Below are 25,927 nucleotides of genomic sequence, written 5' to 3' on the forward strand. Positions count from 1 at the left end.
ATACGGGCGCAGGGCGCCCCAGGGCGGACTAACCGCTAGCCTGCCTCGCGCGAACGCCGCACCGGCCAGACGAGATCGAGCGGATGGCGCAGCACATGCCGCAAGAACGCCCCGCGCAGCGAGCGCACGTCCTTCGCGCGCAAGTCGCGTGAACGCACCGCCATCAGGAACGCCAGCGCAAAGCTCACAGCGACGTTCAGCACCGCCATGCTGAATGTGCCGGCCAGTGCCCACCACAGCTCGGGCGTATGGAATGCGCCTTTACCGAGCACACCGAGCGCGACGCCGATCGAACCCGAACTGAGCGTGACGTGCCGCACTTCGAACCCGAAGGCGAGTGCCGTGACGATTGCCGGAACGAGGCCGAGCATCAGGCCGAGCGTGAGGTTACCGATCACACCGGCGACATTCGAGCGACAGAACCCCGCGAGCCGCGTGGCGCCCGCGACGCCGAGTGTCATCCGCAGCCGCCGGTTGTAGGCGAGCGCGTCGCCGACCCGGTGCAGCACGAACCAGTTGTCGGCCCAGCCCGCGAGCAGGCTCGACGACCACAGCAGCACGCCGGTCAGCGCCGCATAGAACGGCGTCGGGCCGAGCAGCGAGAACGAATGCAATGTTGCGTGGGCTTTTTCCGGCGAGATCAGGTTCGCGCCGAAGATGCCGTGCCACAACAGCTGCACGACGAGGCACACGGGAAACACGACCGCGACATTGCCGAACACCGCCGCCGACTGCGTACGGATCAGCGCAACCACCGACGCGACGAAGTTATCCATCCCCTCGCGCGTGCCGGTCCCATCGAGTTCGCGCGCGAGCGTCGGCGCCGTCATCGCGGGCTGCTTGGTGGCGAGCGAGAAGTGCAGGAAGTGCATCAGCAGGAAGCTCGCCGCGTAGTTGATGCCGGCGAGCAGTCCTTCGAACATCGATTGCAGATGCGCTCCCGTGATCGCGAATTTCACGCAGACCGTGACGACGGTCACGAGGCCGCCGCCGGCCGCCATACGCAGCATCTTCAGATACTCGGCGCGATCGCGTGCGATGTAGTGCTCGCCGGTGTCCGCGCTGTACTCGACGACCTTGCGTGCGAGCAGCGAGAAATTGCTGCGCAACAGATGCGCCACGCTCTGGCTTGCGTGATTCGCGTTGACGAGTTCGGCGACGAGGCGTGCGCCCGCGTGCAGGTCGTCGGCGGCCATCCAGGCATCGAGCAGCAACTCGGCGCGCACGATGCGCATGCGCATCCGCTCGACCTGGAAGACGATGTCGACACTTACGCCGTTGCGGTAGAGGTGCGAAAAGACGTTGTCGGTGGCGATCCGGCATTCGTCGAGCAGGATGCGTAGATAGTTGACTTCGTGCAGTAGCCGGACTGCTTCTGTGCCTGTGCCCGGGTTCTCGCCGTCGGTGCTTGCCTCGACGGCGTGATGTGCGGCCTCGACCGCAAGCATCGCGCGGGTGAGCCGGTAGAACGGCTGCTTTTCGAGTGCCTTGCGAACGTCGAGCGCATCGGGCGTATCGGTCTCGCCCAGGCGACTGCGGACCGTCTGCGACAACCCCGTCGAACTGATCTGGCAGGTCAGGTTATGCATCGCCGCGAGCAGATCGAGCGACAGTGCGCCGCCGGGCTGCAGGTTTGCCTCGCTGGATTCGTAGTCGAACAGATCGCGAATGCGCGCGAGCAGATCGGCAGGCAATGACGAAATCCATTCGGCGTCCTGCTGCGACCTGAACATCAGCGTGAACAGCGCCGACAGTTCGCGGCGATTCGGCGCGGGTGGAATCAACGACGATTGCGCGCGCTCGAACAGCGCGCCGAAGAAACCCGAATGCACCGGCATACCGGCGTCGCACAGCAGCGAGATGCCGTCGCTTTCGCGCAGCACGGCACGCAGGATACCCGCGACGTTGGTCTTCCACGCAGGGTTGCGATCGAGCACGTGCAGCAGGTAGCGCACGCGCGTATGCGCGGGGATGGGGCGCGACTCGTCGTCGGCGATCTCGGAGGTAGCCGATGCGTCGGTCTGCAGACTGCCACCGCGATGCAGCCAGTGCGCGAGTTCGATCAGCCATTCGCTGCGCTCGGCGTAGGGCGCATTCATGTCCGCGATCGCGAGCAGCGCATCGAGTTGATGGCCGCCGTTGCGCGAGGCACGCCATTTTTTCAGGAACGTCTTGAGGGAACGAAACATGGGTCAGAGCGTGTCGAGCATGGTGGGCGGTGGGGGCGGGCGAACGGTGCGCTCGCCGGTGCCCCGGGACCCTTCCTAGCCACTCACCCCGTGAGCTGTGTCCGCCGACGCACCGGTCGACGCAGGCAGCGGGCACGGCACTGTGACGGGCTGCACGTTGGCCGGTGCCGCCGCGCCTTTCTTCGCTGACGCTGACGTTGAAGCAGACGCAGCGCGCGGCTGCGGCGCAGCCGCTAGCGCACCGACGGCCGTGGCGATCTGCGCGGACATGTCCCGCACCGCGCGCCGGTGACCGTCGACGAGCGCGTCGTAGCCACCCGTCACCGGTTCGCTGACCACACTGCGGCAGGTCATCACGGCCTGCGTGCGCACTGCGCGCACGCTCCACACCGCGTCGATCAGCGCATGCGAACCGGGCCACGATTCGAAACGCTGCACATTCACGCTGACCCGGTATACGGGTACGCCGTCCGGATACGCGGTGCCGGCTACGTCGATGGTGCCGAGCCGCTGCGTCAGATCGACCGATAGCGCGCGCCGGATCTCGTCGCCGGGCAGCGACGCCCAGCGCGTCTGCTCGAGCACGTCGACCTGGTTCGCGCCGGTCTGCACGACGAACGATGTCTTTGCGACCTGTGCCGGCACATCGACGGGCGGTACTTCGATCAGAAACGGCGCGTGCATCGCGCTGCGAGCGGGCGCCGTGGTCGCGTCGGAGCCGAGCGTATAGAAGCGGCTTGGCGGTGACGAACAGCCGGCGAGCGCTACCAGTCCCGCACAGGCCACGATACCGCCGACCGTGCGCAGCGAACGTGACGAACTCGAGAACAGGCCGGGAAGCCAGGTTTGTGTCATGGTTTATCTCCTGGTTTGCCGCGCAACAGCGATTCGGGATGACGCTCCAGATAATCCGACAGCGCGTTCAGCGACTGCAGCGTGCGGGTCAGTTCCTGCAACGCCTGGTGCACGTCGGACTGCAATGGCGAATCCTGCTGCAGCGTTGCTTCTGCCGAACTGAAGGTGTGCTTCGCGGCCGACAGCGTGTCGCGCGCCTCAGGCACCACTTCGGTGTTGAGTCGCGAGAACAACTGGTCGGCGTTTTTCAGCGAGCTGTTCAGATTCGTGCCGATCTCGTCGAACGGTATCTTGTCGAGTTTCTTCGCGATGTCCGCGACCTGCAGTTGCAGTTCGTCGAGCGTGTTCGGGATGGTCGGTATCTCGACCGGATCGCGCGACACGTCGATGGTGGCAGGCGCAACCTTCGGGAACAGATCGAGTGCCACATACAGCTGGCTCGTGATCAGGTTACCCGTGCGCAACTGGCCGCGCAGTCCGTGCTGCACGAGACGCTGCAACAGATCGCGGCTCGCCGGTGTGCCCGCCGCGGGCACGGTGCCGCCCGCGCGCTTGCTCAAGCGGTCCGGATACAGGTTCATCGTGACCGGCATCGTGAAGTTGCGCGCCTTCGGATCGTATTCGACGCCGATCGCGGTCACCTGGCCGAGCACGATGCCGCGGAAGTCGACCTGTGCACCCACCGACAGCCCGCGCAGCGACTGGTTGAAGTTCATCACGACACGCACCGGCGGGCCGTCCGGCTCGCGCATGGCGTCGGCTTCGTCGGCGCCGAGGCGGAACGTGGCGTTGTCGACTGCCTGCTGGCCGATCGGTTGCCCCGACGGCGACTGGAACGCGAGGCCGCCGGTAATCACGGTCGCGAGCGACTGCGTGTTCAGCGTGAAGCCGCTCGAATCGAGCCGCAGATCGACACCGCTCGCATGCCACCAGCGCGAATTCGTGCCGACGTATTGATCGTATGGCGCGCTGACGAATACCTGGATCGTGACGCCGGTGCCTTCCTTGTCGAGCGAGAAGCCGACCACCTGACCCACCTGCACACGCCGGTAGTAAACCGGCGAACCGATGTCGATCGAGCCGAGCGATTCGCCACGCAACGTGAAGCGGTGGCCGCGCTGATCGCCGGTGACAGGCGGCGGCGTTTCGAGGCCGGTATAGAGCTTCTGCGTGTCCTGCGAGTGACCCGCATCGACACCGATGTAAGCGCCGGAAAGCAGCGTATTGAGGCCCGAGACGCCGCTCGTGCCGACCCGCGGACGCACGACCCAGAAACGCGTGTCCTTCACCGCGAAGTCTTCGGCTTCCTTGGTGAGCTGCACGACGACTTCTACCTGCGTGTGATTGTTGATCAGCTTGATCGTTTTCACTTCGCCGATGTCGACGTCCTTGTACTTGACCTTGGTCTTGCCGGGTTCGAGCCCTTCGGCGGAGCTGAACAGGATCGAGATGGTCGGCCCGCGGTCGACGACCGACTTGACGACGAGCGCGATGCCGATCAGCGCGGCGATCAGCGGAATGACCCAGACGAGCGACGGCAGCCAGGTCCGGCGCGGCTCGATGTCGGGCTCAGGCAGGTCGGGCGGAACGATGGGGCCTTGCGGGCTAGTCATGGTTGGGGTCCTGAGCGGTAGTTCCGGTACGGCGTTCGGCGGCGTTAGCGTTGGTGTTGTCGGGCCGTTTTGCGTTATCGATGTGGTCCCAGATGAGACGCGGATCGAACTGCATCGAGGCCAGCATCGTCAGGATCACGACCGAGCCGAACGCCAGTGCGCCCGGCCCTGCGGTGATCACGGCAAGCGACTTGAAGCGCACGAGCGCGACCGTCAGCGTAATCACGAATACGTCGAGCATCGACCACCGGCCGATGCGCTCGACGATCCGGTACAGCTTGGTGCGCTCGTGCGGCCGCCAGGTGGAGCGGCGCTGCGCGGTGACGGTGAGCAGTAGCAGCACCGACAGCTTCAGCATCGGCACGAGAATGCTCGCGACGAACACGATGACGGCAAGCGGCCAGTCGCCCGAGGTCCAGAAGAAGACCACGCCGCTCATGATCGTGTCGTCCTCGGAGCCGACGAGCGACGAGGTGTGCATGATCGGCAGCAGGTTCGCCGGAATATACAGCAACGCGGCGGCGATCAGCAGCGCCCACGTGCGCATCAGGCTATCGGGGTTGCGTCGGTGCAGGACCGCGCCGCAACGCGGGCAGTGTTGCGGGACCACCGAGCGCACGCGCTGCGACACGCGTCCACACGCGTGACAGGCGACCAGACCGGCGCGCGACGCCGTGAGGTATTTCATCGGCGGCTCATCCCTGGCGCGGCGTGGCTGGCGCGCTTGCGCTGGCCGGGCGGTTCGTTACCGCAGGACGACCCGGATGGACCGGCCGTTTGCGGCGCGGCGCGGGGCGTGCGCGCAGATCGTCGACGACGTCCCACAGCGTGCGTGGATCGAATGTGACGACGACGGCGAGCATCAGCGTCAACGCACCGAACGCGAATAGTGCGGCCTCGGGCATCACGCGCGCGAGGCTGACCATCTTCACGATCGTCACCAGCACGCCGAGCATGAACACTTCGATCATGCCCCACGGCCGCACGAACTGGATCGCGCGCAGCACCAGGTTGAAGCCCGGCGGCACATGGCCCCGGCGCACCGGGATGAGGATGTAGAGCAGTGCGACGAGTTCGGTGAGCGGAAACAGCGTCGTCGCGCAGAACACGATGACGGCCACGATCTGCATGTTTTCGTCCCACAGCGCGACGAGCGCGCCGAACAGGCTCGTCTGCGACGTGATGCCGTTGGTTTCGAGTTCGACGATCGGAAAGCCCTGCGCGATCAGGAACGTGATCAGCGCGGCAATGGTCAGTGCCGTGATGCTGTCGAGCCGGCCCGAGACGCCCCGGTACAGTGTTGCCCCGCAACGTGGACAGCGCGCGGTGGCGCGGCCGGATAACCGCGGTTTGCGAAACAGTGTGTCGCACTCGTGGCACGCAATCAGGTGTTGGTCATGTTCCATGCGGGCTGAAAGGCAAACGACGTGAATGGGGACACGCGCTGCCGGGATCTCCGGCAAGCAGTGGGGCAATAGTACCAAACGCGCCTGTGGCGGGCATTTGCGGCGGGTGAGCGAAACTTTTTTGCTGGCTCTCCTTCGGTAATTTTGCAGACCGACCCGGTTCGGACAGTGGACCTCCCTCATCGTTCCAGTTCCGCTGCGGCTTGCCGGACGCCGCTACGGCGGCGTTTTTGGTACATACCGGCTTTTACGGCTTGCGGTAGCATGGCGGCCTTAGTGCACGTTGCGTGCCTGACCCATGCGTCGCGCATCGGGAATAACAGTACCTGCTGAATCGTTCAACTCTTTTAGCCTGCCTCGAGCCGCCATGCCTCACGACCCTTCATTCGCCTCACGCGAGTCGTATACGCGCACAGCGATTGCGTTTCACTGGCTGATTGCGCTGCTTATCGTCTGCGGTTTCGCGCTCGGCTGGGTAATGACCGATATCCCCGGTTTTACGCCGACCAAGCTGCGCTATTTCTCGTGGCATAAATGGATCGGCGTGACGGTGTTCGCGCTGGCCGTGCTGCGCATCCTGTGGCGCGCAACCCATGCAGCGCCGCCGCTGCCGCGCGAGACGCCGATGTGGCAGCGCGGTGCCGCGCACGCGGTGCACGGGCTGCTCTATGTGCTGATGGTGGCGATTCCGGTGTCGGGCTATCTGTACAGCTCGGCGGCGAACGTGCCGGTCGTGTATCTCGGCCTGATACCGCTGCCCCGGCTGATCGCCCCCGATCCCGCTTTGAAGGTTTTGCTGAAAACCATCCACGTGACGTTGAATTACGGACTGCTCGCACTCGTGGTGATGCACGTTGGCGCGGCGCTCAAACATCAATGGCTGGACCGCGACGGGCTGTTGTCGCGGATGATCCCTTTCCTCAAATAAGGACGACCATGAAGGTTTCGTTTTATCGATACATGCTCGCGGCGTTTGCCGCCGCGTCATTGACCGCTGCCGGCAGCGCGTATGCGCAGGTCGACGTGACGAAGAGCACGATCACCGCGATCTCGACGCAGATGAACGTGCCGGTGGAAGGCAAGTTCACTAAATTCACCGCCCAGGTATCGTTCGATCCGGCCAAGCCGGCGGCGGGCAGTGCGCAGTTCACGATCGACGTCGGCAGCTACGATCTCGGCGACGCGTCTTACAACGACCAGGTGCGCGGTAAGGACTGGTTCGACACGAAGACCTATCCGAGCGCGACGTTCGTTTCCAGCGCGATCGCGGCGGCCGGCGGTAATCAGTTCAAGGTGACCGGCAAGCTGACCATCAAGGGCAAGTCGCAGACCGTGGTCGTACCCGTGACGGTCACGCAGCAGGGCGCGACGCAGACCTTCGACGGTTCGCTGCCGATCAAGCGTTCGCAGTTCGACATCGGGACGGGCGAGTGGAAGGACACGTCGGTGGTCGCCGACGCGGTGACGATCAAGTTTCATATCGTCGCGGCACATAAGTAAGCGCAGTCGTTTGCTATAACCGAAAGCACCGCACTACACGCGGTGCGCTTTCATCAAAGAAGGAGCATCACTTGAAAAAGACCCTCTTGATCGCTGCTGGCGCACTCGCGGCGTCGCTGTCGTTTGGCGCATCTGCTGCTGATACCTATCAGCTCGATCCGTCGCATACCGCCCCGAGCTTCGAGGCCGATCACTTCGGTGGCCTGTCGGTGTGGCGCGGCAAGTTCACGAAGAGCTCGGGCACGGTCACGCTCGATCGCGCAGCGAAGACCGGCACGGTCGACGTAACGGTCGATCTCTCGTCGGTGCAGATCGGCAATGCCAAGCTCGACGCCGAACTGGTCAGCGACAAGTTCTTCGACGTCGCGAAATTCCCGACGGCAACGTACAAGGGCACACAGATCCGCTTCGACGGCGACAAGCCTGTCGAAGTGATCGGCGCGCTGACGCTGCATGGTGTGACCAAGCCGCTGAACCTCGAGATCGATTCGTTCAAGTGCATCCAGCATCCGATGCTCAAGCGCGAAGTGTGCGGCGTCGAAGCGGAAGGCACGTTTAACCGCGACGACTTCGGTGTCGACTACGGTAAGACGTACGGTTTCAAGATGGCAACGAAGCTGCATATCCAGGCTGAAGGCATCAAGCAGTAAGTCGCAGGACGGCTTTGTGCCGAAACCGCTTCGAGCGCTGTGGCGCCGAAGCGGTTTTTTTATGACTTCTCCGGAGACAGGTGGATATGAGGAAGTACTCGCGCAGCTTTAATTTTTGCGGTAAATAGTGCGTTGACGCCCGACTGTTGTGCGTGCAACCAGTCGCGGCCCGCGAGGCGATCTTGACCGCCCGCACTACATAATTCGCGCGCGACGGAGATCTGCATGAGTGCAACGACAGCAGCAAACCCTGCGGCGGTGCGCCGCGGCACGTGGCGCGCGGTGGTCGCCGCGTCGATCGGCAACGCGCTGGAGTGGTTCGACCTCGTGGTGTACGGTTTTTTCGCCGTCATCATCTCGAAGCTTTTCTTTCCGACCGGCAACGACACAGTCTCGCTGCTGCTCACGCTCGGCACGTTCGGCGTGTCGTTCTTCATGCGCCCGCTCGGTGCGGTCGTGCTGGGCGCGTACGCGGACCGCGTCGGCCGCAAGGCGGCGCTCACGCTGTCCATCCTGCTGATGATGATCGGCACGCTGATCATCGCCATCCTTCCGACGTACGAGACCATCGGCGTCGCCGCTCCGTTGATCCTCGTCGCCGCACGGCTGATGCAGGGTTTTTCCGCGGGCGGCGAGTTCGGCAGCGCGACTGCGTTTCTGGCCGAGCACGTGCCGGGAAGGCGCGGATTTTTCGCGAGCTGGCAGGTCGCGAGCCAGGGGCTGACCACCTTGCTCGCAGCCGGATTCGGCGCGGTGCTGACCGGTGAACTGTCGCCTGCACAGATGGTCGCATGGGGCTGGCGCGTGCCGTTCTTCTTCGGGCTGCTGATCGGCCCGATCGCGTGGTACATCCGCACGAAGCTCGACGAAACGCCCGAATTTCTCGCCGCCGAAACCACCGATACCCCGCTGCGCGACACGTTCGCGAGTCAGAAGCTGCGGCTTCTCATCGCGATCGGGATCGTGGTGCTCGGCACCGTGTCGACGTATCTGGTGCTGTTCATGCCGACGTATGGCGTCAAGCAGCTGGGGCTCGCGCCGTCGGTGGCGTTCCAGGCGATCGCGTTGACCGGTGTGATCCAGCTCGTGTTTTCGCCGCTGGTCGGACATCTGTCGGATCGCTATGGACGCACGTCGATCATGCTGATATCGGCGGTGCTGCTGCTCGTGCTGATCTATCCGGCGTTCGCGTGGCTCGTCGCGAATCCGACCTTCGGTGCGCTGATCATCGTGCAGGTCGTGCTCGGTTTTCTGATGACCGGTTACTTCGCGGCACTCCCCGGCCTGCTGTCGGAAATCTTCCCGGTGCAGACGCGCACGACCGGTATGTCGCTCGCGTATAACATCGCGGTGACGATCTTCGGCGGATTCGGGCCGTTCATCATCGCGTGGCTGATTCGCGCAGCCGATACGAAAGTCGCGCCGAGCTTTTACATGATCTTTGCCGCGCTGGTGAGTCTGGTTGCGCTGATTGCAGCGCGCCGCAAGCTGGGATTCAACTAGTCGGGCAGGGCGCCGTAAACGACAAAGGCCGGTTCGAATGAACCGGCCTTTGCGTTTTAGCCTTGCAGCCTCAGATAGATCGCATCGCAGCGCTTAAACCTGCGCGCCCGCGTTCGGATCGTTCGGATCGTGGCTTTCCTTCTTTTCCTTCAGCAGGTCTTCCCGCTTCACGCCGAGCCACATCGCGAGCGCGGCCGCGACGAACACCGACGAATAGATACCGAACAGAATACCGACCGTCAGCGCCAGCGCGAAGTAGTGCAGCGTCGGACCGCCAAACAGGAACATCGACAGCACCATCATCTGCGTACTGCCGTGGGTGATGATCGTGCGCGACATCGTGCTGGTGATTGCGTGGTTGATGACTTCGACCACGGTCATCTTGCGTTCGCGGCGGAAGGTCTCGCGAATCCGGTCGAAGATAACGACCGATTCGTTCACCGAGTAGCCGAGCACCGCCAGCACCGCGGCGAGCACCGACAACGAGAACTCCCACTGGAAAAACGCGAAGAAGCCGAGAATGATCACCACGTCGTGCAGGTTGGCGATCACGCCGGCCACCGCGTACTTCCACTCGAAGCGGAACGACAGGTACAGCACGATGCCGATCACCACGCAGGCGAGCGCGAGCAGACCGTCGGTGGCGAGTTCCTTGCCGACCTGCGGGCCGACGAACTGCACACTGCGCAACTCTGCCTGCGCGTCGGCGCCCTTCAGCGCGCCCATCACCTGGTCGCTCTGTTGTGCGGACGTGAGGCCCTGCTTGGCCGGCAGGCGGATCAGGATGTCGCGCGAGGTGCCGAAGTTCTGCACCTGCGCGTCGGCGTAGCCGAGCTTGCCGAGTGTGGCGCGCACGGGTTCGAGCACGACTGCCTGCGGATACTGCACCTCGATCACGGTGCCGCCGGTGAATTCCACTGACAGATGCAGCCCGCGATGCAGCAGGAAGAACACGGCCGCGGCGAACGTGAGCAGCGAGATCGTGTTGAACAGCAACGCCCGCTGCATGAGCGGCAGGTCTTTACGGATGCGGAAAAATTCCATGGTGTGTTTCTCCGGGACTCAGCGGGACGAGCCCGGTTTGCGCGGCGTACTGCCCGCGTCGCGACGGCGTACAACCGGCTTGCCGGGGCGTGCCGGTGCTTTTGCCTTGGCGGCGGTGGCGGTAGCGCTGATTGCCTGCGCGGTGCTGGTGTCGGCGTCGCTGCTTTCCAGATAAGCAGCGGCACCGTCGACGGCGACCGCGACCGCATCGGGACGCCATACCTGGCCGATTGCAAGCGACTTCAGTTTCTTCTTGCCGCCGTACCAGAGGTTCACGAGACCGCGCGAGAAGAACACCGCCGAGAACATCGACGTGATGATGCCGATACAGTGCACGACCGCGAAGCCGCGTACCGGACCCGTACCGAACGCGAGCAGCGCGAGACCGGCAATCAGCGTCGTCACGTTCGAGTCGAGAATCGTCGCCCATGCATGCGCATAGCCGTTCTGGATAGCCAGTTGCGGCGGCGCGCCGTGGCGCAGTTCTTCGCGCACGCGTTCGTTGATCAGCACGTTTGCGTCGATCGCCATACCGAGCGCGAGCGCGATAGCGGCGATACCGGGCAGCGTCAGCGTGGCCTGCAGCATCGACAGTACGGCGACCAGCAGCAGCAGGTTCACCGACAGACCGATCACCGAGATCACGCCGAACAGCATGTAGTACGCGATCATGAACACGGCGATCGCGGCAAAACCCCAGACCACCGAATGGAAGCCCTTGCGGATGTTGTCGGCGCCGAGGCTCGGGCCGATCGTGCGTTCTTCGATGATGTCCATCGGAGCCGCGAGCGAACCGGCGCGCAGCAGCAGCGCGAGATCGGTGGCGGCTTGCGGTGTGGGCTGACCGGTGATCTGGAAGCGGTCGCCGAGTTCGGACTGGATCGTCGCGACCGTCAGCACTTCGCCCTTGTTTTTCTCGAACAACACCATCGCCATCGGCTTGCCGATGTTGTCGCGCGATACGCTGCGAATCGCACGGCCACCTGCTGAGTCGAGACGGATGTTGACCGACGGCCGCTGATGTTCGTCGAAGCCGGCGGACGCGTCGATGATGCGGTCGCCGGTGAAGATCACCTGTTTGCGCAGCAGCACCGGTACCTGGTTGCCTTGCGTGAACAGTTCGTCGCCCGGCGGCACCGGGTCGCCCGGATTCGGATGCAGGTTGACCGGATCGGCGAGGCGCGCTTCGAGCGTCGCCGTACGACCGATGATGTCCTTCGCCTTGGCCGTATCCTGCACACCCGGCAGTTCGACGACGATGCGGTCCGAGCCTTGTTGCTGGATCACCGGTTCCGACACGCCGAGTTCGTTCACGCGGTTATGCAGCGTCGTGATGTTCTGCTTGAGCGCGGCGTCCTGCACCGTTTTCTGCACGGCCGGCGAGAAGGTCCCCACCACCTGGTAGCCGCCGCTTGCAGCCGGCTGCGTGACCCACTGGAGTTCGCTGACGCCCTTGGCAAGTTGCGCGCTGGCGCTGTCGGCGACGCTCTGGTCGCTGAAATTCACCACCACCGATTGGTTGACGCGGTTCACACCGCCGTCGCGGATGTTGTTGTCGCGCAGCAGCGTGCGCGCATCCGATGCATCGGAGTCGAGTTTCTTGTTCAGTGCGCCGGCCATGTCGACCTGCAGCAGGAAGTGCACCCCGCCGCGCAGATCGAGACCGAGATACATCGGCAGTGCGTGCAGCGCGGTGAGCCAGTGCGGCGACGCGCTTTGCAGGTTCAGGGCGACGATGAACTGCGGATCGCTCGGATCGCTGTTCAGCGCCTTCTGCAGCAGGTCTTTCACGCGCAGCTGCGTGTCGGTATCGCCGACGCGCACGCGGATGTTGGCGTTGGCCACCGCGTTGTCGAACGTGACTTCGTCAGGCTTGATCTGGTTCGCGGCGAGCGCGGCTTCGACCTGTGCGAGCGTGCCTGAATCGAGCTTGACCGTTGCCTTGCCGCTCAGCACCTGTACCGCGGGCGCTTCGCCGAAGAAGTTGGGCAATGTGTACACGAGGCCGATGACGAGTGCCACCAGCATCACGACATATTTCCAGAGGGGGTAACGATTCATGGGGGTGGTCCAACGGGAAGGTTGGCTTGGAAGTGCAGCGTCCGGCGGTGGGCGCGGCGGCGAAGCATCGATGACGATCGTGCTTCACGCACCTGCCGGGCTGGCCGGACGCGGGGGAGAGCCGTCTTACAGCGACTTGATCGTGCCCTTCGGGAGAATCGTGGTCACCGATGCCTTTTGCACGGTGATCTCCGTACCTTCGGAGATTTCGACGCCGACGTATGCGTCGCCGACCTTCGTCACCTTGCCGACGATGCCGCCGTTCGTCACGACCTCATCGCCCTTCGCCATCTCGGCCAGCATGTTGCGATGCTCCTTCTGGCGCTTCATTTGCGGGCGAATCATGATGAAGTACAGCACGCCGAACATCAGGATCAGCGGCAGGAAGCTCATCAGACTCGATTCTGTGCCACCTGTGCCTTGAGCGAAGGCGTTGGAAATGAACGACACGTTGGTCTCTCCGTTATAACGATCAAAAAAATCAGCCGGTCATTCTACCACCGGCACTTCACGCGACGGCACGCCCAAATGGGCTTTGCGATCAAGCTGTTACCACCGACGGCAGCAGCCTGGGCCAATTGCGAAAGGCTATTGTAATGTTTTGCGCGCAGATGACGATGCAGCCGCAGCCGATGCCTCCTCGACGCCGCGCGCGCGATTCTCGTGAAAGGCGATCCGGAAAGCATCGAAGGTGTGGGTTTCGATGGCGCTGCGAATCTCGCCCATCAGTTCGAGGTAGTAGTGCAGGTTGTGGATCGTGTTCAACTGCGCGCCGAGAATTTCGCCCACGCGGTGCAGATGGTGCAGATAGCCGCGCGAGAAATTGCGGCAGGTGTAGCAGCCGCATTGTTCGTCGAGCGGGCGCAGCGAATTGCGATGCGTGGCGTTACGGATCTTGATGTCGCCGAAGCGCGTGAACAGCCAGCCGTTGCGCGCATTGCGCGTCGGCATCACGCAATCGAACATGTCGACGCCGGCCGCCACGCCGGCAACCAGATCTTCCGGCGTACCGACGCCCATCAGGTAATGTGGTTTGTGCGCGGGCAGCTTCGGACCGATGTGGTTGAGCACGCGCATCATGTCTTCCTTCGGTTCGCCGACCGACAGCCCGCCTATTGCGAGGCCATGAAAGTCCATCTCGGCGAGACCCGCGAGCGACTCGTCGCGCAGGTCTTCGAACATGCCGCCCTGCACGATGCCGAACAGCGCGTTCGGGTTGTCGAGCCGTCTGAATTCATCGATTGAACGCTGGGCCCAGCGCATCGACATACGCATCGAGTCCGCGGCGTCCTGGTGCGAGGTCGGCACGCCGTTCGTCGCGTACGGCGTGCATTCGTCGAACTGCATCACGACGTCCGAGTTCAGCACCTTCTGCACCTGCATCGACACTTCCGGCGACAGAAACAGCTTGTCGCCGTTGATCGGCGACGCAAACGTGACGCCGTCTTCGGTGATCTTGCGCAGATCGCCGAGCGAGAAGACCTGGAAGCCGCCCGAATCGGTGAGGATCGGCCGTTTCCAGCCCATGAAGCCGTGCAGGCCGCCGTGTGCGGCGATCGTTTCGAGGCCGGGACGCAGCCACAGGTGAAACGTATTGCCGAGGATGATCTGAGCACGGATTTCTTCGAGCTCGCGCGGCTGGATCGCCTTGACCGTGCCGTAGGTGCCGACCGGCATGAAGATCGGTGTTTCGACGACGCCGTGATTCAGCGTCAGCCGGCCGCGGCGTGCGGCGCCGTCGGTGGTGAGCAGTTCGAACGCGAGGCCGCCTTGCGGTGGCGTGTGCGTGTCGCCGGCGGTGGGCGTGGGGCGAGCGTCGGTCATGGATTGCTCCTGTGCTGCAGGAATACGGTTTTGCATGGGACTGGCGTCAGTTTTGCGCAGCGTCGTCGGTGCGGGTCAGCAGCATCGCGTCGCCGTAACTGAAGAAGCGATACCGCTCCTCGATCGCATGACGATACGCCGCGCGAATCGTCTCGATGCCGGCGAACGCGGACACGAGCATCAGCAGCGTCGACTTCGGCAAATGAAAATTTGTCACGAGCCGGTCGACCACGCGAAAACGATAGCCTGGTGTGATGAAGATATCGGTCTCGGCACTGGTCGCCGCGAGCGGCCGGCCGGCGGCTTCGGCGTCGCGCGCCGCGGCTTCGAGCGCGCGCATCGATGTCGTGCCGACCGCGATCACGCGATTGCCGCGCCGGCGCGTGGCTTCGATCTGCTCGACGAGTGTTTGCGGCAGTGCGTACCACTCGCTGTGCATCTTGTGTTCAGAGAGATTCTCGACCCGCACCGGCTGGAACGTGCCCGCGCCGACATGCAGCGTCAGCGTCGCGCGTTCGACGCCACGCTCGTCGAGCCGCGCGAGCAGCGCGTCGTCGAAATGCAGGCCCGCGGTCGGCGCGGCAACCGCACCGGGGTTCTGTGCGAAGACGGTCTGATAGCGGGTTTCGTCGGTTGCGTCCGGATCGTGTTCGATATACGGCGGCAGCGGCAGGCGGCCGTACTGCTCGATCAGCGTCAGGCAGTCGGCGGGAAAGTGCAGCGTGTAGAACGGCTCGACGCGTTCGCCGACGGTGACGTCGAATGCATCGGCAAGACGCAACGTCGTGCCTGCCACCGGGGTCTTGCTCGCGCGAATCTGCGCGAGCGCGGTCCGCTCGCCGGTCAGCCGTTCGATCAGCACCTCGATCTTGCCGCCGCTGGCCTTCTGGCCGAGAAAGCGTGCCTTCAGCACTTTGGTATCGTTGAACACCAGCAGGTCGCCGGGCGCGATGCAGTTGGGCAACTCGGCGAAACCACGGTCGGTGAAATGGGCCGGCGTGCGCGTGCCGTCCACCTCGAGGAGGCGGCTTGCGCTGCGCTCGGGCAACGCGGTTTGCGCGATCAACTCGGGCGGTAACGCGAAATCGAAATCGGAAAGCGTGAACATGCGGACTGAACGGATACGGAACGAGAAACTGGAGAGCGGATCGGGCCGCCGCGAGGCGGCGAGCGGCTATGATTGCGGGACGTTGTCACCGCGGCGGCAGCGGTGACTGCAACCCGGCCTGCGCCGCTGCAAGGCGGCCGCTGGAGCCGTTGAACCCGTTGAAAGCCGATATTGTACTTGCGAAGCGACTCATGCCCTTGTCCGAACGCCGTCCGCCTGCCGAACCCGACGATGCGAATGCCGAGCCGCCGCGCCGCGCGACGCGCGGCCGGAAGGCGAGCGGCGCCGATACGGCCGGTGCATCCGGTGCATCCGGCGTAGCCGATACGAAAAAGCCCGCGCTAGTCAAAACCGCCGACAAGCTCGCGAAGCTCGGGCTGACGCGCGACATCGATCTCGTGCTGCATCTGCCGATGCGTTACGAAGACGAAACCACCCTGACGCCGATCGGCGAACTGCTGCCGGGCGGCGTCGCGCAAACCGAAGGCGTCGTGTTCGATAACGAGATCGCGTACCGCCCGCGGCGCCAGTTGCTTGTCAAATTGCGCGACGACACCGGCGATGAACTCGTGCTGCGCTTTCTCAACTTCTACGGCTCGCAGGTCACGCAGATGGCGATCGGCAAGCGGCTCCGCGTACGTGGCGATGTGCGCGGCGGTTTCTTCGGTATGGAGATGGTGCACCCGGCCGTGCGTCCGGTCGAAGAGGGCGCGCCGCTGCCGCAGGCGTTGACGCCCGTTTATCCGAGCACGGCAGGCGTGACCCAGGCCTACCTGCGCAAGGCAATCGATAACGCGCTGACCCGTACCGCGTTGCCCGAGCTGCTACCCGAACCGGTCGCGCGCGCTTACATGGACCCGCTCGGTGTGCCGCCGCTGATGGACGCGGTGCGTACGCTGCATCACCCGGCCGTCGATGCCGACGAAACCGCGTTGATAGACGGCACGCATCCAGCGTGGCTGCGTATCAAGTTCGAGGAACTGCTTGCGCAACAACTGTCGCTCAAGCGCGCGCACGAAGAACGCCGCACGCGTGCGGCACCGGTCATGCCGCGAGCTGCAGCGAACGACGAGGCATCGCTATACGCGCGGCTTTCCGCTGCATTGCCGTTCGGCCTGACGGGCGCACAGCAGCGTGTGGTCGGAGAGATCGGACACGAACTGACGCTGTCGCATCCGATGCAACGGCTGCTGCAAGGCGATGTGGGCAGCGGCAAGACGGTAGTGGCGGCGCTCGCCGCCGCACAGGCAATCGATGCCGGCTACCAGGCTGCGCTGATGGCGCCGACCGAAATCCTCGCCGAGCAGCACGCCCGCAAGCTGCGCGGTTGGCTCGAACCGCTCGGCGTGCAGGTAGCGTGGCTGGCCGGCAGCCTCAAGGCCAAGGACAAGCGCGCCGCGCTCGAAGCGGCCGCACTCGGCACGGCGCAGCTCGTGATCGGCACGCACGCCATCATTCAGGACGCGGTCGAATTCGCGCGCCTCGGGCTCGTGATCGTCGACGAGCAGCATCGCTTCGGCGTCGAGCAGCGGCTCGCGCTGCGCGCGAAGGCGCTGAACGCAGCAGATGGCGCACGCGACTTCCAGCCCCATCAACTGATGATGTCCGCGACACCGATCCCCCGCACACTGGCGATGACCTACTACGCCGATCTCGACGTCTCGACGATCGACGAGTTGCCGCCCGGCCGCACGCCGGTCCTCACAAAACTCGTCGCCGACGGGCGCCGCGAGGAAGTAATCGGCCGGGTGCGCGAAGCGGCGCTAACGGGGCGTCAGGTGTACTGGGTCTGCCCGTTGATCGAGGAAAGCGAGACGCTGCAGTTGCAAACCGCCGTGGAAACCTATGAAACGCTGGTCGCGGCGCTGCCCGAACTGAAGGTCGGGCTCGTACACGGCCGGCTCGCGCCCGCCGAGAAAGCGGCTGTGATGGAAGCGTTCACGCGCAACGAAGTCCAGTTGCTGGTGGCGACGACCGTGATCGAAGTCGGGGTCGACGTGCCGAATGCGTCGTTGATGGTGATCGAGCACGCGGAGCGCTTCGGTCTGGCGCAGTTGCATCAGTTGCGCGGCCGGGTGGGACGCGGCAGCGCGGCATCGGTCTGCGTATTGATGTACACGGGGCCGCTGTCGCAGACTGCGCGCTCGCGCCTGCAGACAATGCGCGAAACCACCGACGGCTTCGAAATCGCGCGTCGCGACCTGGAGATTCGCGGTCCCGGCGAATTTCTCGGCGCCCGGCAGTCGGGCGCCGCGATGTTGCGGTTCGCCGATCTGGAACAGGACGGCTGGCTGATCGAGCCGGCGCGGGAGGCTGCCGCGCGGTTGCTCGACAGTTATCCGGAGGCGGTCACGCAGCATCTGGCGCGCTGGCTCGGCGCGCGGGAGCAGTATCTGAAGGCTTAGCGGGAGCGGGTTCCCGGGGCATATCCGGGCATCTCCAGGCACCCAAATATGCTGATCCGACGATGAAGTTGGCGAATTGGCCCCATGGGTGTATAACAGAAACCTATCGACTTCACTATATTGATTGGTCCCCAATGACGCTCACTGAATTGAAATACATCGTCGCGGTTGCCCGCGAACGGCATTTTGGCCGTGCCGCCGAGGCGTGTTTCGTCAGCCAGCCGACCTTGTCGGTGGCGATCAAGAAGCTCGAGGACGAGCTGAACGTACAGATCTTCGAGCGCGGCACGAGCGAAGTCAGCGTGACGCCGATCGGTGAGCAGATCGTCACGCAGGCGCAGCGCGTGCTCGAACAGACGCTCGCGATCAAGGAGATTGCGAAGCAGGGCAAGGACCCGCTGGTCGGGCCGTTGCGGCTCGGCGTGATCTATACGATCGGGCCGTATCTGCTGCCTACACTCGTCAAGCAGATGATCCAGCGCTTCCCGCAGATGCCGCTGATGCTGCAGGAAAACTACACGCTCAAGCTGATCGAGCTACTCAAGCAGGGTGAGATCGACGTCGCGATCATGGCGCTGCCGTTTCCCGAAACTGGTCTGATGCTGCGGCCGCTGTACGACGAGCCGTTCGTCGTCGCGCTGCCGTCCGGCCACGCGTGGGAAAAGCGCGCCAAGATCGACGCCAGCGACCTTAAGCAGGAAACGATGCTGCTGCTCGGCAGCGGCCATTGTTTCCGCGACCACGTGCTTGGCGTGTGCCCCGAGTTGATGCGCTTTTCGCAGAACGCCGACGGCATCCAGAAGACCTTCGAAGGGTCGTCGCTGGAAACGATCCGGCATATGGTGGCGAGCGGCGTCGGCATCACCGTGCTGCCGCGCATGTCCGTGCACGAAGTGAAGCCGCATGCCGGCGGCGTCGACTCCGGGTTGCTGTCCTACGTGGCGTTCGACGATCCGGTGCCGGATCGCCGGGTCGTGCTGGCGTGGCGCAAGAGCTTCACACGGATGCCCGCCATCGAGGCTATTAGCGATGCCATCGCGGCGTGTAATCTTGCGGGCGTCGCGAAACTCGATCTGCCGGTCGCGGTGAACTGACGCCGGGCGCTGCGCACGGGGTGGAGCGGGGCGACAAACCCGCGCCGCCCCGCCCGGCGCAGGACAACCTTTCGACGCAGCACCTATTGAATAGATAAAATTAATCAAACAACGATATTCGATAGTATTTGTTATAGTGTCCTCTATGGATCAACCGATCCCCAGCCCCTGGAGGAACTCATGACGCAGCCTCAATCGCAACAGCCCCAATCCTCGCTCCCGCAGACCCAGCCGGCCGCCAGCTTTGCCGCGCCGCTATCCGGCGCGCGCACGGTTGCGCTGTCACTGCTGGTCGACCGCGCGCTGTCTGCCTGAATGGCCTGAGCCGCACCTGCCGCCGTTACGCCCCGCTTCTTTCAAGACCCGATACCCGATACCCAGGAGTTCAGGATGTCCGAACGCAAACTCACCACGGCGGCCGGCGCGCCCGTCGCCGATAACCAGAATTCGTTGACCGCCGGCGTACGTGGCCCGGTCGCATTGCAGGACGTGTGGCTGCTCGAAAAACTCGCGCACTTCGATCGCGAGGTGATTCCCGAGCGCCGTGTGCACGCGAAGGGTTCAGGCGCATTCGGTACGCTGAAGGTCACGCACGACATCTCCCGTTTCACGAAGGCGAAGGTGTTCGCCGAAGTCGGCAAGGAAACGCCGCTCTTCATGCGCTTTTCGACGGTAGCCGGCGAGCGCGGTGCCGCCGATGCCGAGCGTGACGTGCGCGGCTTCTCGATCAAGTTCTACACGGAAGAAGGCAACTGGGACGTGGTCGGCAACAACACGCCGGTGTTCTTCATTCGCGATCCGCTGAAGTTTCCCGATTTCATTCACACGCAAAAGCGCGATCCGTACACGAACCTGCGCAACAACATCGCGGCATGGGATTTCTGGTCGCGGCATCCGGAGTCGCTGCATCAGGTGACGATCCTGATGAGCGATCGCGGGATTCCGAAGAACTACCGGCAGATGCATGGTTTCGGCTCGCATACGTTCTCGTTCCTCAACGCGAATAACGAGCGCTTCTGGGTGAAGTTCCACTTCAAGTCGCTCAACGGCCTCGAGAACTACAGAGACGCCGAAGCGGCGCAGGTGGTGGCGGGCGATCGCGAAAGCGCGCAACGCGATCTCGTGACGAGCATCGATGAAGGCCGTTTCCCGAAGTGGGCGTTCCGCATTCAGGTGATGCCCGAAGCCGATGCAGCGAAGGTGCCGTACAACCCGTTCGACATCACGAAGGTGTGGCCGCACAAGGACTATCCGCTGATCGACGTCGGCACGATCGAGTTGAATCGCAACGCGCAGAACTATTTCGCGGATGTCGAGCAGGCCGCGTTCACGCCGGCTAACGTCGTACCGGGCATTGGTTTCTCGCCGGATCGGCTGTTGCAGGGGCGGCTCTTTTCGTACGGCGATACGCAGCGCTACCGGCTCGGCGTGAATCATCACCAGATTCCGGTGAATGCGTCGCGCTGCCCGTTCCATCACTCGTTCCATCGCGATGGCGGCATGCGTACCGATGGCAACCTCGGCGGCACGGCGAATTACGAGCCGAATCGCTACGGCGACTTCGCGCAGGACCGCAATGCGATCGAGCCGCCGCTCGCGGCCGGCACGGTCGATCACTACGATCATCGCGAGGACGACGATTACTACAGCCAGCCGGCCGCGCTGTTCCGGCTCTTCGATGCGGCGCATCGCCAGCGTCTGTTCGCGAATATCGCGCGGTCGATCAAGGGCGTGCCCGATGAAATCGTTGCACGGCAGGTCGAGCATTTCCGCCGCATCGATCCGGCGTATGCAGAAGGTGTCGTCGCCGCGCTCGTGAAGCTCGACGAAGCGGTGGCGGCGCAGTAGCCGTAGCGCGCAGGCCGCAGGCCGCTACGGCAGCACAAGGTCATTGCCGGGCGGCGTGGCTGTGCAGGGTGGGGCGCTGCGGCGCCTCGCCGGTTTTGCAGATGAAACGAAGGAGAACGATCATGAGCCACTTGATGACGATGATGAGCACCAGCGGCACGGGATTTGCGCAGCAGGCAGTCGCAATGCGCCGCACTGCGCTCGTGCAGAAGATCATGGGATTCGCGATTGTCGGTAGCGGCTTCGCGGTGATCTTTGCACATGGTCTGCAGCATCTGGTCGGTGCATGACCTGACGACCTGCGAGTGACGCGGCGCGCCGCCGCAGCACGCAAAAGCGCCGTGCTTCTACGCTAAACTGTCGGACGTTTAAATGTCCGGAGTCGCCGCAGCAAGGCAGTCCGGCATCCGCTAACCGGTTCGTATCACTCTTCAAGGGAGTCATCATGGCCAAGAAAGGCACCACCGTACCGCACGTGAATATCGGCATCAGCGACAAGGATCGCAAGAAAATTGCAGATGGCCTGTCGCGTCTTCTGGCCGACACGTACACGCTGTATCTGAAGACCCATAACTTCCACTGGAACGTGACGGGTCCGATGTTCAACACGCTGCACCTGATGTTCGAAGGGCAGTACAACGAACTCGCGCTCGCCGTCGATGCGATCGCCGAACGGATCCGCGCACTCGGCGTGGCTGCACCGGGCAGCTACAAGGAATTCGCGAAACTGTCGTCGATTCCTGAAGCGGATGGTGTGCCGGCTGCGGAAGAAATGATTCGCCAGCTCGTGGAAGGTCAGGAAGCGGTCGTGCGTACGGCGCGCGCAATTTTCCCGGCAACCGAAGCGGCACACGACGAACCGACCGCCGATCTGCTGACGCAACGCATGCAGACGCACGAAAAAACCGCGTGGATGCTGCGCGCGATGCTGGCCTGAGTTCGCACCTCGCGCCACCGTGCTGCTGAGGTACGGCAGCGCGGTGCGTGCCTGCTCTAGAATACGGGCATCGCCTCAGACCGTACCATCATGTTCGCCCGACTCCCGCTCTATTTACGGCTCGTCCGCATGGACAAGCCGATCGGCAGCCTGCTGCTGCTATGGCCGACGCTCAACGCGCTATGGATCGCATCGGGCGGCCGTCCGTCGGCGCAACTGCTGGTGATCTTCGTGATCGGTACGTTGTTGATGCGCTCGGCCGGCTGCGCGATCAACGATTACGCCGATCGCGACTTCGACCGCTATGTGAAGCGCACGGCCAACCGGCCGCTGACCTCGGGCAAGATCAAGGCGTGGGAAGCGATTGCGCTGGCCGTGGGACTCTCGCTGCTCGCCTTCCTGCTGATCCTGCCGCTCAATGCGCTGACGAAGGAACTGTCGGTGGCGGCGCTGTTCGTCGCCGGATCGTATCCGTTCATGAAGCGCTTCTTCGCGATCCCACAGGCGTATCTCGGCATCGCGTTCGGCTTCGGCATTCCGATGGCATTTGCGGCCGTGCAGAACCATGTGCCGACGCTCGCGTGGGTGATGTTGCTGGCCAACGTGTTCTGGTCTGTTGCGTACGATACCGAGTACGCAATGGTCGATCGCGACGACGACATCAAGATTGGCATTCGCACTTCGGCGCTGACGTTTGGCCGCTTCGACGTGCTGGCCGTGATGCTCTGCTATGCGGGGACGCTCGGCATCTATGCGGGGATCGGGGCGACGCTGCACTTCGGCGTGCTGTACTGGCTCGGCTGGGCCGCGGCTGTGGCGTGCGCGATCTATCACTACACGATGATCCGCGGCCGCGACCGGATGCAGTGCTTCGCGGCGTTCAGGCATAACAACTGGTTGGGCGGCGCGCTGTTTGCCGGGATTGCTGCGCATTACGCTGCCGCCGTTTTCTGATCTACTGCCGGCCGGATTCGTCGCACATCTCGTTGATTCGTGCATCCGCCGCCGGCATTGCGGCCGACTACTGCCGGCCGAATTCATCACCCATTTCTTTCGCTCGTGCATCGGCAGCCAATGCGCCACGCACGATCGCATCCTTCACGCCGTTCGCATCGAACGCGGCGAGCGCAGCAGCCGTCGTACCGCCTTTCGACGTCACCCGTTCGCGCAGCACGCCAGGCGACTCGGACGATTGCGCGGCAAGCTGCGCGGCACCCGTGAATGTCGCCACTGCGAGTGCGCGACCCTGTTCGTCGTCCATGCCCAGCTGACGCGCCGCTTCCTGCAACGCCTCGATGAAATAGAACACGTAGGCTGGACCGCTCCCCGAGATCGCGGTCACCGCATCGATCTTCGCTTCGTCGTCGAACCACACCGTCTGGCCGACCGCACCCAACACCTGTCCAGCAAGCGCGCGGCCCGCTTCGTCGACGCCGGCCGTCGCCACCAGACCCGTGACACCCATGCCGATCAGCGCAGGCGTATTCGGCATGGTGCGCACGATACGCGCGTGACCGTTCAACCAGCGCGACAGATCGGCGGAGCGAATGCCCGCGACGATCGAGATGACGAGTTGGCTCGAGCCAAGATACGGCGCGAGTGCCTGCGCAACGCTTCTGACGACCTGCGGTTTGACCGCGAGCACGATCGCGTCATACGACGAGAGCGATGCATCGGCGGTAGCGCCGGTGCGCACGCCGAACTGCTGCGTGGTGCGCGTACGGGCATCTTCGTTGGGATCGACCGCGTAGAGATCGGCGGGCGCGACACCACGCTTGATCAGACCGCCGATGAGCGCCGCAGCCATATTGCCGCCGCCGATAAAGGCAATTTTCATGATGAGGGTAAGGACGAAGAGGAAAGGTCAGTGAGAGTAATCGCGTCCGCCGAAAATCGCGGTACCGACGCGCACGATCGTGGCGCCTTCCAGCACGGCGGCTTCGAGATCGGCGGACATGCCCATCGATAGCGTGTCGAGATCGAGGCCACCCGCGCGCAATTGCTCGAACAGTTCGCGCAGCAGCCGATGCGGCACGCGTTGTTCATCGATGCTACCGGCGGGTTCGGGAATCGACATCAGCCCGCGCAGCCGCAGCCTGGGCAGCGCGGCGATCTGCTGCGCGACGTCCGCTGCTTCTGCAGGCGCCACACCGCTCTTCGATTCTTCCCCACTCACGTTCACCTGCAGGCAGACATTGAGCGGCGCGAGCGTATCGGGGCGCTGTTCGGACAGACGCTGCGCGATCTTCAGACGATCGACGGAATGCACCCAGTCGAACAGCTGCGCCACCGGCTTCGTCTTGTTCGATTGCAATGGGCCGATGAAATGCCATTCGAGCGACGCGCGCAGATCGGCGAGCGCCTCGATCTTGGCCGACGCTTCCTGCACGTAGTTTTCGCCGAACGCGCGCTGGCCTGCGGCGTGGGCGGCGCGGACGTCTTCGGCGGGAAAGGTCTTCGACACGGCAAGCAGCGCGATGCTGCGCGGTTCGCGGCCGGCCTGCTGCGCGACGCGCGCGATGCGCTGCTGGACGGCTTCGAGGTTGTGAGCGAGATCGGGCATGACGGACGCGGTCGACGGAACAATGCGTCGATTATACGGACGCCGCCGCCATGAACGCGATCGGCCGAACGGCCAGGTGGCGGCGTCGATATGTTGTGGCTACGCTGACAGCATGTGCTCGACGAGTTCGATCCAGTGCGCGACCGGCATCGACGTGCCGCTTTGCAGATGCGAAATGCAACCGACGTTCGCCGATACGATCATCTGCGGTTCGAGCGCATTCAGCTTTTCGAGCTTCTGGTTGCGCAGCGTGTACGACAGCGCTGGCTGCGTGAGCGAATAGGTACCTGCGGAGCCGCAGCACAGGTGGTTGTCGGCGGGCAGGCGCACCTCGATGTCGAGCGCTTCGAGCAGTTGCTCGACCTTGCCGCGTATCTGCTGACCATGCTGCAGCGTGCACGGCGGGTGAAACGCGACGGTATGTACTGCGCGGCGGCGGGTGAGGGCGATCAGCGGTTCTTCGAAATCGGGCAGGATTTCGGCGATATCGCGGGTCAACTCGACGATGCGTTTCGCCTTGGCGGCATAGGCCGGATCGTCGCGCAGCAGGTGTGCGTATTCGATCACGGTGGAGCCGCAGCCCGACGCGTTCATCACGATCGCTTCCGCGCCCTGCTCGACGTACGGCCACCATGCGTCGATGTTCGCGCGGATGTCGTCGAGCGCTTCGTCGGTGTAGCCGAGATGCAGACGGATCGCGCCGCAGCAGCCCGCTTCGGGCGCAACGATGGTTTGAATGCCGAGCGCGTCGAGCACGCGTGCGGTCGCGATGTTGACGTTCGGCATCATGGACGGTTGCACGCAGCCCGCGAGCATCAGCATCTTGCGCGTATGCGTGGTGGTCGGCCATTCGAGCATGCGTTGTCGCGCCGGTACCTTGTCGCGCAGCTTCTTCGGCAGCAGCCGACGCACATGCTGACCGAGCCGCATCGTCGGCGTGAACAGCGCGCTGTTCGGCACGAAGCTCGCCAGCACCCGGCGCATCACGCGTTGGCCGATCGGCCGCGTAATTTTCTCTTCGGTGATCTTGCGGCCGATCTCGACGAGCCGTCCGTATTGCACGCCGGACGGACACGTTGTTTCGCAGCTGCGGCACGTCAGACAGCGATCGAGGTGAGTTTGCGTACTGCGCGTAGCGGGCGCGCCTTCCACCAGCTGCTTGATCAGGTAGATGCGGCCGCGCGGCCCATCGAGTTCGTCGCCAAGCAACTGATAGGTCGGACAGGTCGCTGTGCAGAAACCGCAATGCACGCACTTGCGCAGGATGGCATCGGCCTCTTCGCCATCCGGTGTGTTGCGCATGAAGTCCGCAAGATTCGTCTGCATC

24 protein-coding genes are annotated in these 25,927 nt (G+C 63.8%); 11 read left to right on the plus strand and 13 right to left on the minus strand.

All coding sequences use genetic code 11. The features are described from left to right. Positions 1-35: 35 nt before the first annotated feature. The 5 genes from FNZ07_RS16180 to FNZ07_RS16200 all read right to left on the minus strand — a co-directional run bounded on the left by FNZ07_RS16180 (position 36) and on the right by FNZ07_RS16200 (position 6,063). On the minus strand, positions 36-2,189 hold the full coding sequence (locus tag FNZ07_RS16180; protein WP_091009965.1) for a site-specific recombinase: 2,154 nt from the start codon (positions 2,187-2,189) through the stop codon (positions 36-38). 75 nt (positions 2,190-2,264) lie between these two features. Next, complete coding sequence (locus FNZ07_RS16185; protein WP_091009967.1) at positions 2,265-3,044, minus strand: PqiC family protein; 780 nt, start codon at positions 3,042-3,044, stop codon at positions 2,265-2,267. Continuing rightward, entirely contained in the window at positions 3,041-4,657 is a 1,617-nt protein-coding gene (locus FNZ07_RS16190; RefSeq protein WP_091009968.1) for a PqiB family protein, read from the minus strand. The genes FNZ07_RS16185 and FNZ07_RS16190 overlap by 4 nt, the downstream gene beginning before the upstream one ends. Next, on the minus strand, positions 4,650-5,345 hold the full coding sequence (locus FNZ07_RS16195; RefSeq protein ID WP_091009970.1) for a paraquat-inducible protein A: 696 nt from the start codon (positions 5,343-5,345) through the stop codon (positions 4,650-4,652). Before FNZ07_RS16195 ends, FNZ07_RS16190 begins: the two co-directional genes overlap by 8 nt. 7 nt (positions 5,346-5,352) lie before the next feature. Beyond that, on the minus strand, positions 5,353-6,063 hold the full coding sequence (locus FNZ07_RS16200) for a paraquat-inducible protein A (RefSeq protein ID WP_091009972.1): 711 nt from the start codon (positions 6,061-6,063) through the stop codon (positions 5,353-5,355). A gap of 367 nt (positions 6,064-6,430) precedes the next feature. Between FNZ07_RS16200 and FNZ07_RS16205 the strand changes: the two genes are divergently transcribed. The 4 genes from FNZ07_RS16205 to FNZ07_RS16220 all read left to right on the plus strand — a co-directional run bounded on the left by FNZ07_RS16205 (position 6,431) and on the right by FNZ07_RS16220 (position 9,716). Further along, the gene (locus FNZ07_RS16205; RefSeq protein WP_091009974.1) at positions 6,431-6,991 is read left to right on the plus strand and encodes a cytochrome b; all 561 of its coding nucleotides are present in this window, start codon (positions 6,431-6,433) and stop codon (positions 6,989-6,991) included. Positions 6,992-6,999: 8 nt separating this feature from the next. Continuing rightward, entirely contained in the window at positions 7,000-7,563 is a 564-nt protein-coding gene (locus FNZ07_RS16210; protein WP_091009976.1) for a YceI family protein, read from the plus strand. Positions 7,564-7,634: 71 nt separating this feature from the next. Further along, entirely contained in the window at positions 7,635-8,213 is a 579-nt protein-coding gene (locus tag FNZ07_RS16215) for a YceI family protein (protein WP_091009978.1), read from the plus strand. Between the two features lie 225 nt (positions 8,214-8,438). Further along, entirely contained in the window at positions 8,439-9,716 is a 1,278-nt protein-coding gene (locus FNZ07_RS16220; protein WP_091009980.1) for an MFS transporter, read from the plus strand. Positions 9,717-9,809: 93 nt separating this feature from the next. On the opposite strand, the gene secF is transcribed toward FNZ07_RS16220, so the two are convergent. The 5 genes from secF to queA all read right to left on the minus strand — a co-directional run bounded on the left by secF (position 9,810) and on the right by queA (position 15,753). Further along, on the minus strand, positions 9,810-10,760 hold the full coding sequence (secF, locus tag FNZ07_RS16225) for a protein translocase subunit SecF (RefSeq protein WP_091009981.1): 951 nt from the start codon (positions 10,758-10,760) through the stop codon (positions 9,810-9,812). A gap of 18 nt (positions 10,761-10,778) precedes the next feature. Further along, positions 10,779-12,821: a protein translocase subunit SecD gene (secD, locus tag FNZ07_RS16230; protein ID WP_091009983.1), complete on the minus strand. Its 2,043-nt coding sequence runs from the start codon at positions 12,819-12,821 to the stop codon at positions 10,779-10,781. 126 nt (positions 12,822-12,947) lie between these two features. After that, a complete protein-coding gene (gene yajC, locus FNZ07_RS16235) occupies positions 12,948-13,271 on the minus strand; it encodes a preprotein translocase subunit YajC (RefSeq protein ID WP_091009984.1) in 324 nt (107 codons plus the stop codon). A gap of 138 nt (positions 13,272-13,409) precedes the next feature. Then, on the minus strand, positions 13,410-14,645 hold the full coding sequence (gene tgt / locus FNZ07_RS16240; protein ID WP_091009986.1) for a tRNA guanosine(34) transglycosylase Tgt: 1,236 nt from the start codon (positions 14,643-14,645) through the stop codon (positions 13,410-13,412). A 46-nt stretch (positions 14,646-14,691) separates the two neighbouring features. Beyond that, positions 14,692-15,753 carry a tRNA preQ1(34) S-adenosylmethionine ribosyltransferase-isomerase QueA gene (gene queA, locus FNZ07_RS16245; protein WP_091009989.1) on the minus strand — a complete coding sequence of 354 codons (1,062 nt, stop codon included), beginning with the start codon at positions 15,751-15,753 and terminating at the stop codon, positions 14,692-14,694. A 191-nt stretch (positions 15,754-15,944) separates the two neighbouring features. Here queA and recG point away from each other — a divergent pair, with 191 nt between their 5' ends. The 7 genes from recG (at position 15,945) to ubiA (ending at position 22,991) form a co-directional block, all read left to right on the plus strand. Further along, entirely contained in the window at positions 15,945-18,158 is a 2,214-nt protein-coding gene (gene recG, locus FNZ07_RS16250) for an ATP-dependent DNA helicase RecG (RefSeq protein WP_091010894.1), read from the plus strand. 134 nt (positions 18,159-18,292) lie between these two features. Then, complete coding sequence (locus FNZ07_RS16255; RefSeq protein ID WP_091009991.1) at positions 18,293-19,252, plus strand: LysR substrate-binding domain-containing protein; 960 nt, start codon at positions 18,293-18,295, stop codon at positions 19,250-19,252. Positions 19,253-19,432: 180 nt separating this feature from the next. Then, positions 19,433-19,567 (plus strand): hypothetical protein, encoded by a 135-nt coding sequence (locus FNZ07_RS34295; RefSeq protein ID WP_281250530.1) that lies wholly within the window; start codon positions 19,433-19,435, stop codon positions 19,565-19,567. Positions 19,568-19,642: 75 nt separating this feature from the next. After that, entirely contained in the window at positions 19,643-21,100 is a 1,458-nt protein-coding gene (locus tag FNZ07_RS16260; RefSeq protein ID WP_091009993.1) for a catalase, read from the plus strand. Between the two features lie 122 nt (positions 21,101-21,222). Then, a complete protein-coding gene (locus FNZ07_RS33660; RefSeq protein WP_170275760.1) occupies positions 21,223-21,390 on the plus strand; it encodes a hypothetical protein in 168 nt (55 codons plus the stop codon). 155 nt (positions 21,391-21,545) lie between these two features. Further along, positions 21,546-22,037, plus strand: a complete 492-nt coding sequence (locus FNZ07_RS16265) for a Dps family protein (RefSeq protein WP_091009995.1) — start codon at positions 21,546-21,548, stop codon at positions 22,035-22,037. A gap of 90 nt (positions 22,038-22,127) precedes the next feature. Next, the gene (gene ubiA / locus FNZ07_RS16270) at positions 22,128-22,991 is read left to right on the plus strand and encodes a 4-hydroxybenzoate octaprenyltransferase (RefSeq protein ID WP_091009997.1); all 864 of its coding nucleotides are present in this window, start codon (positions 22,128-22,130) and stop codon (positions 22,989-22,991) included. A gap of 67 nt (positions 22,992-23,058) precedes the next feature. Here the strand turns inward: ubiA and proC are convergent, their stop codons facing one another. From proC to glcF, 3 genes are all read right to left on the minus strand, one after another. Then, the gene (proC, locus tag FNZ07_RS16275; RefSeq protein WP_091009999.1) at positions 23,059-23,874 is read right to left on the minus strand and encodes a pyrroline-5-carboxylate reductase; all 816 of its coding nucleotides are present in this window, start codon (positions 23,872-23,874) and stop codon (positions 23,059-23,061) included. 27 nt (positions 23,875-23,901) lie between these two features. Further along, a complete protein-coding gene (locus FNZ07_RS16280; RefSeq protein WP_091010001.1) occupies positions 23,902-24,600 on the minus strand; it encodes a YggS family pyridoxal phosphate-dependent enzyme in 699 nt (232 codons plus the stop codon). Between the two features lie 99 nt (positions 24,601-24,699). Continuing rightward, positions 24,700-25,926, minus strand: a complete 1,227-nt coding sequence (gene glcF / locus FNZ07_RS16285; protein WP_091010003.1) for a glycolate oxidase subunit GlcF — start codon at positions 25,924-25,926, stop codon at positions 24,700-24,702. Position 25,927 lies beyond the last annotated feature (1 nt).

It is taken from the genome of Paraburkholderia megapolitana (assembly GCF_007556815.1).
Classification (GTDB): Bacteria; Pseudomonadota; Gammaproteobacteria; order Burkholderiales; family Burkholderiaceae; genus Paraburkholderia; species Paraburkholderia megapolitana.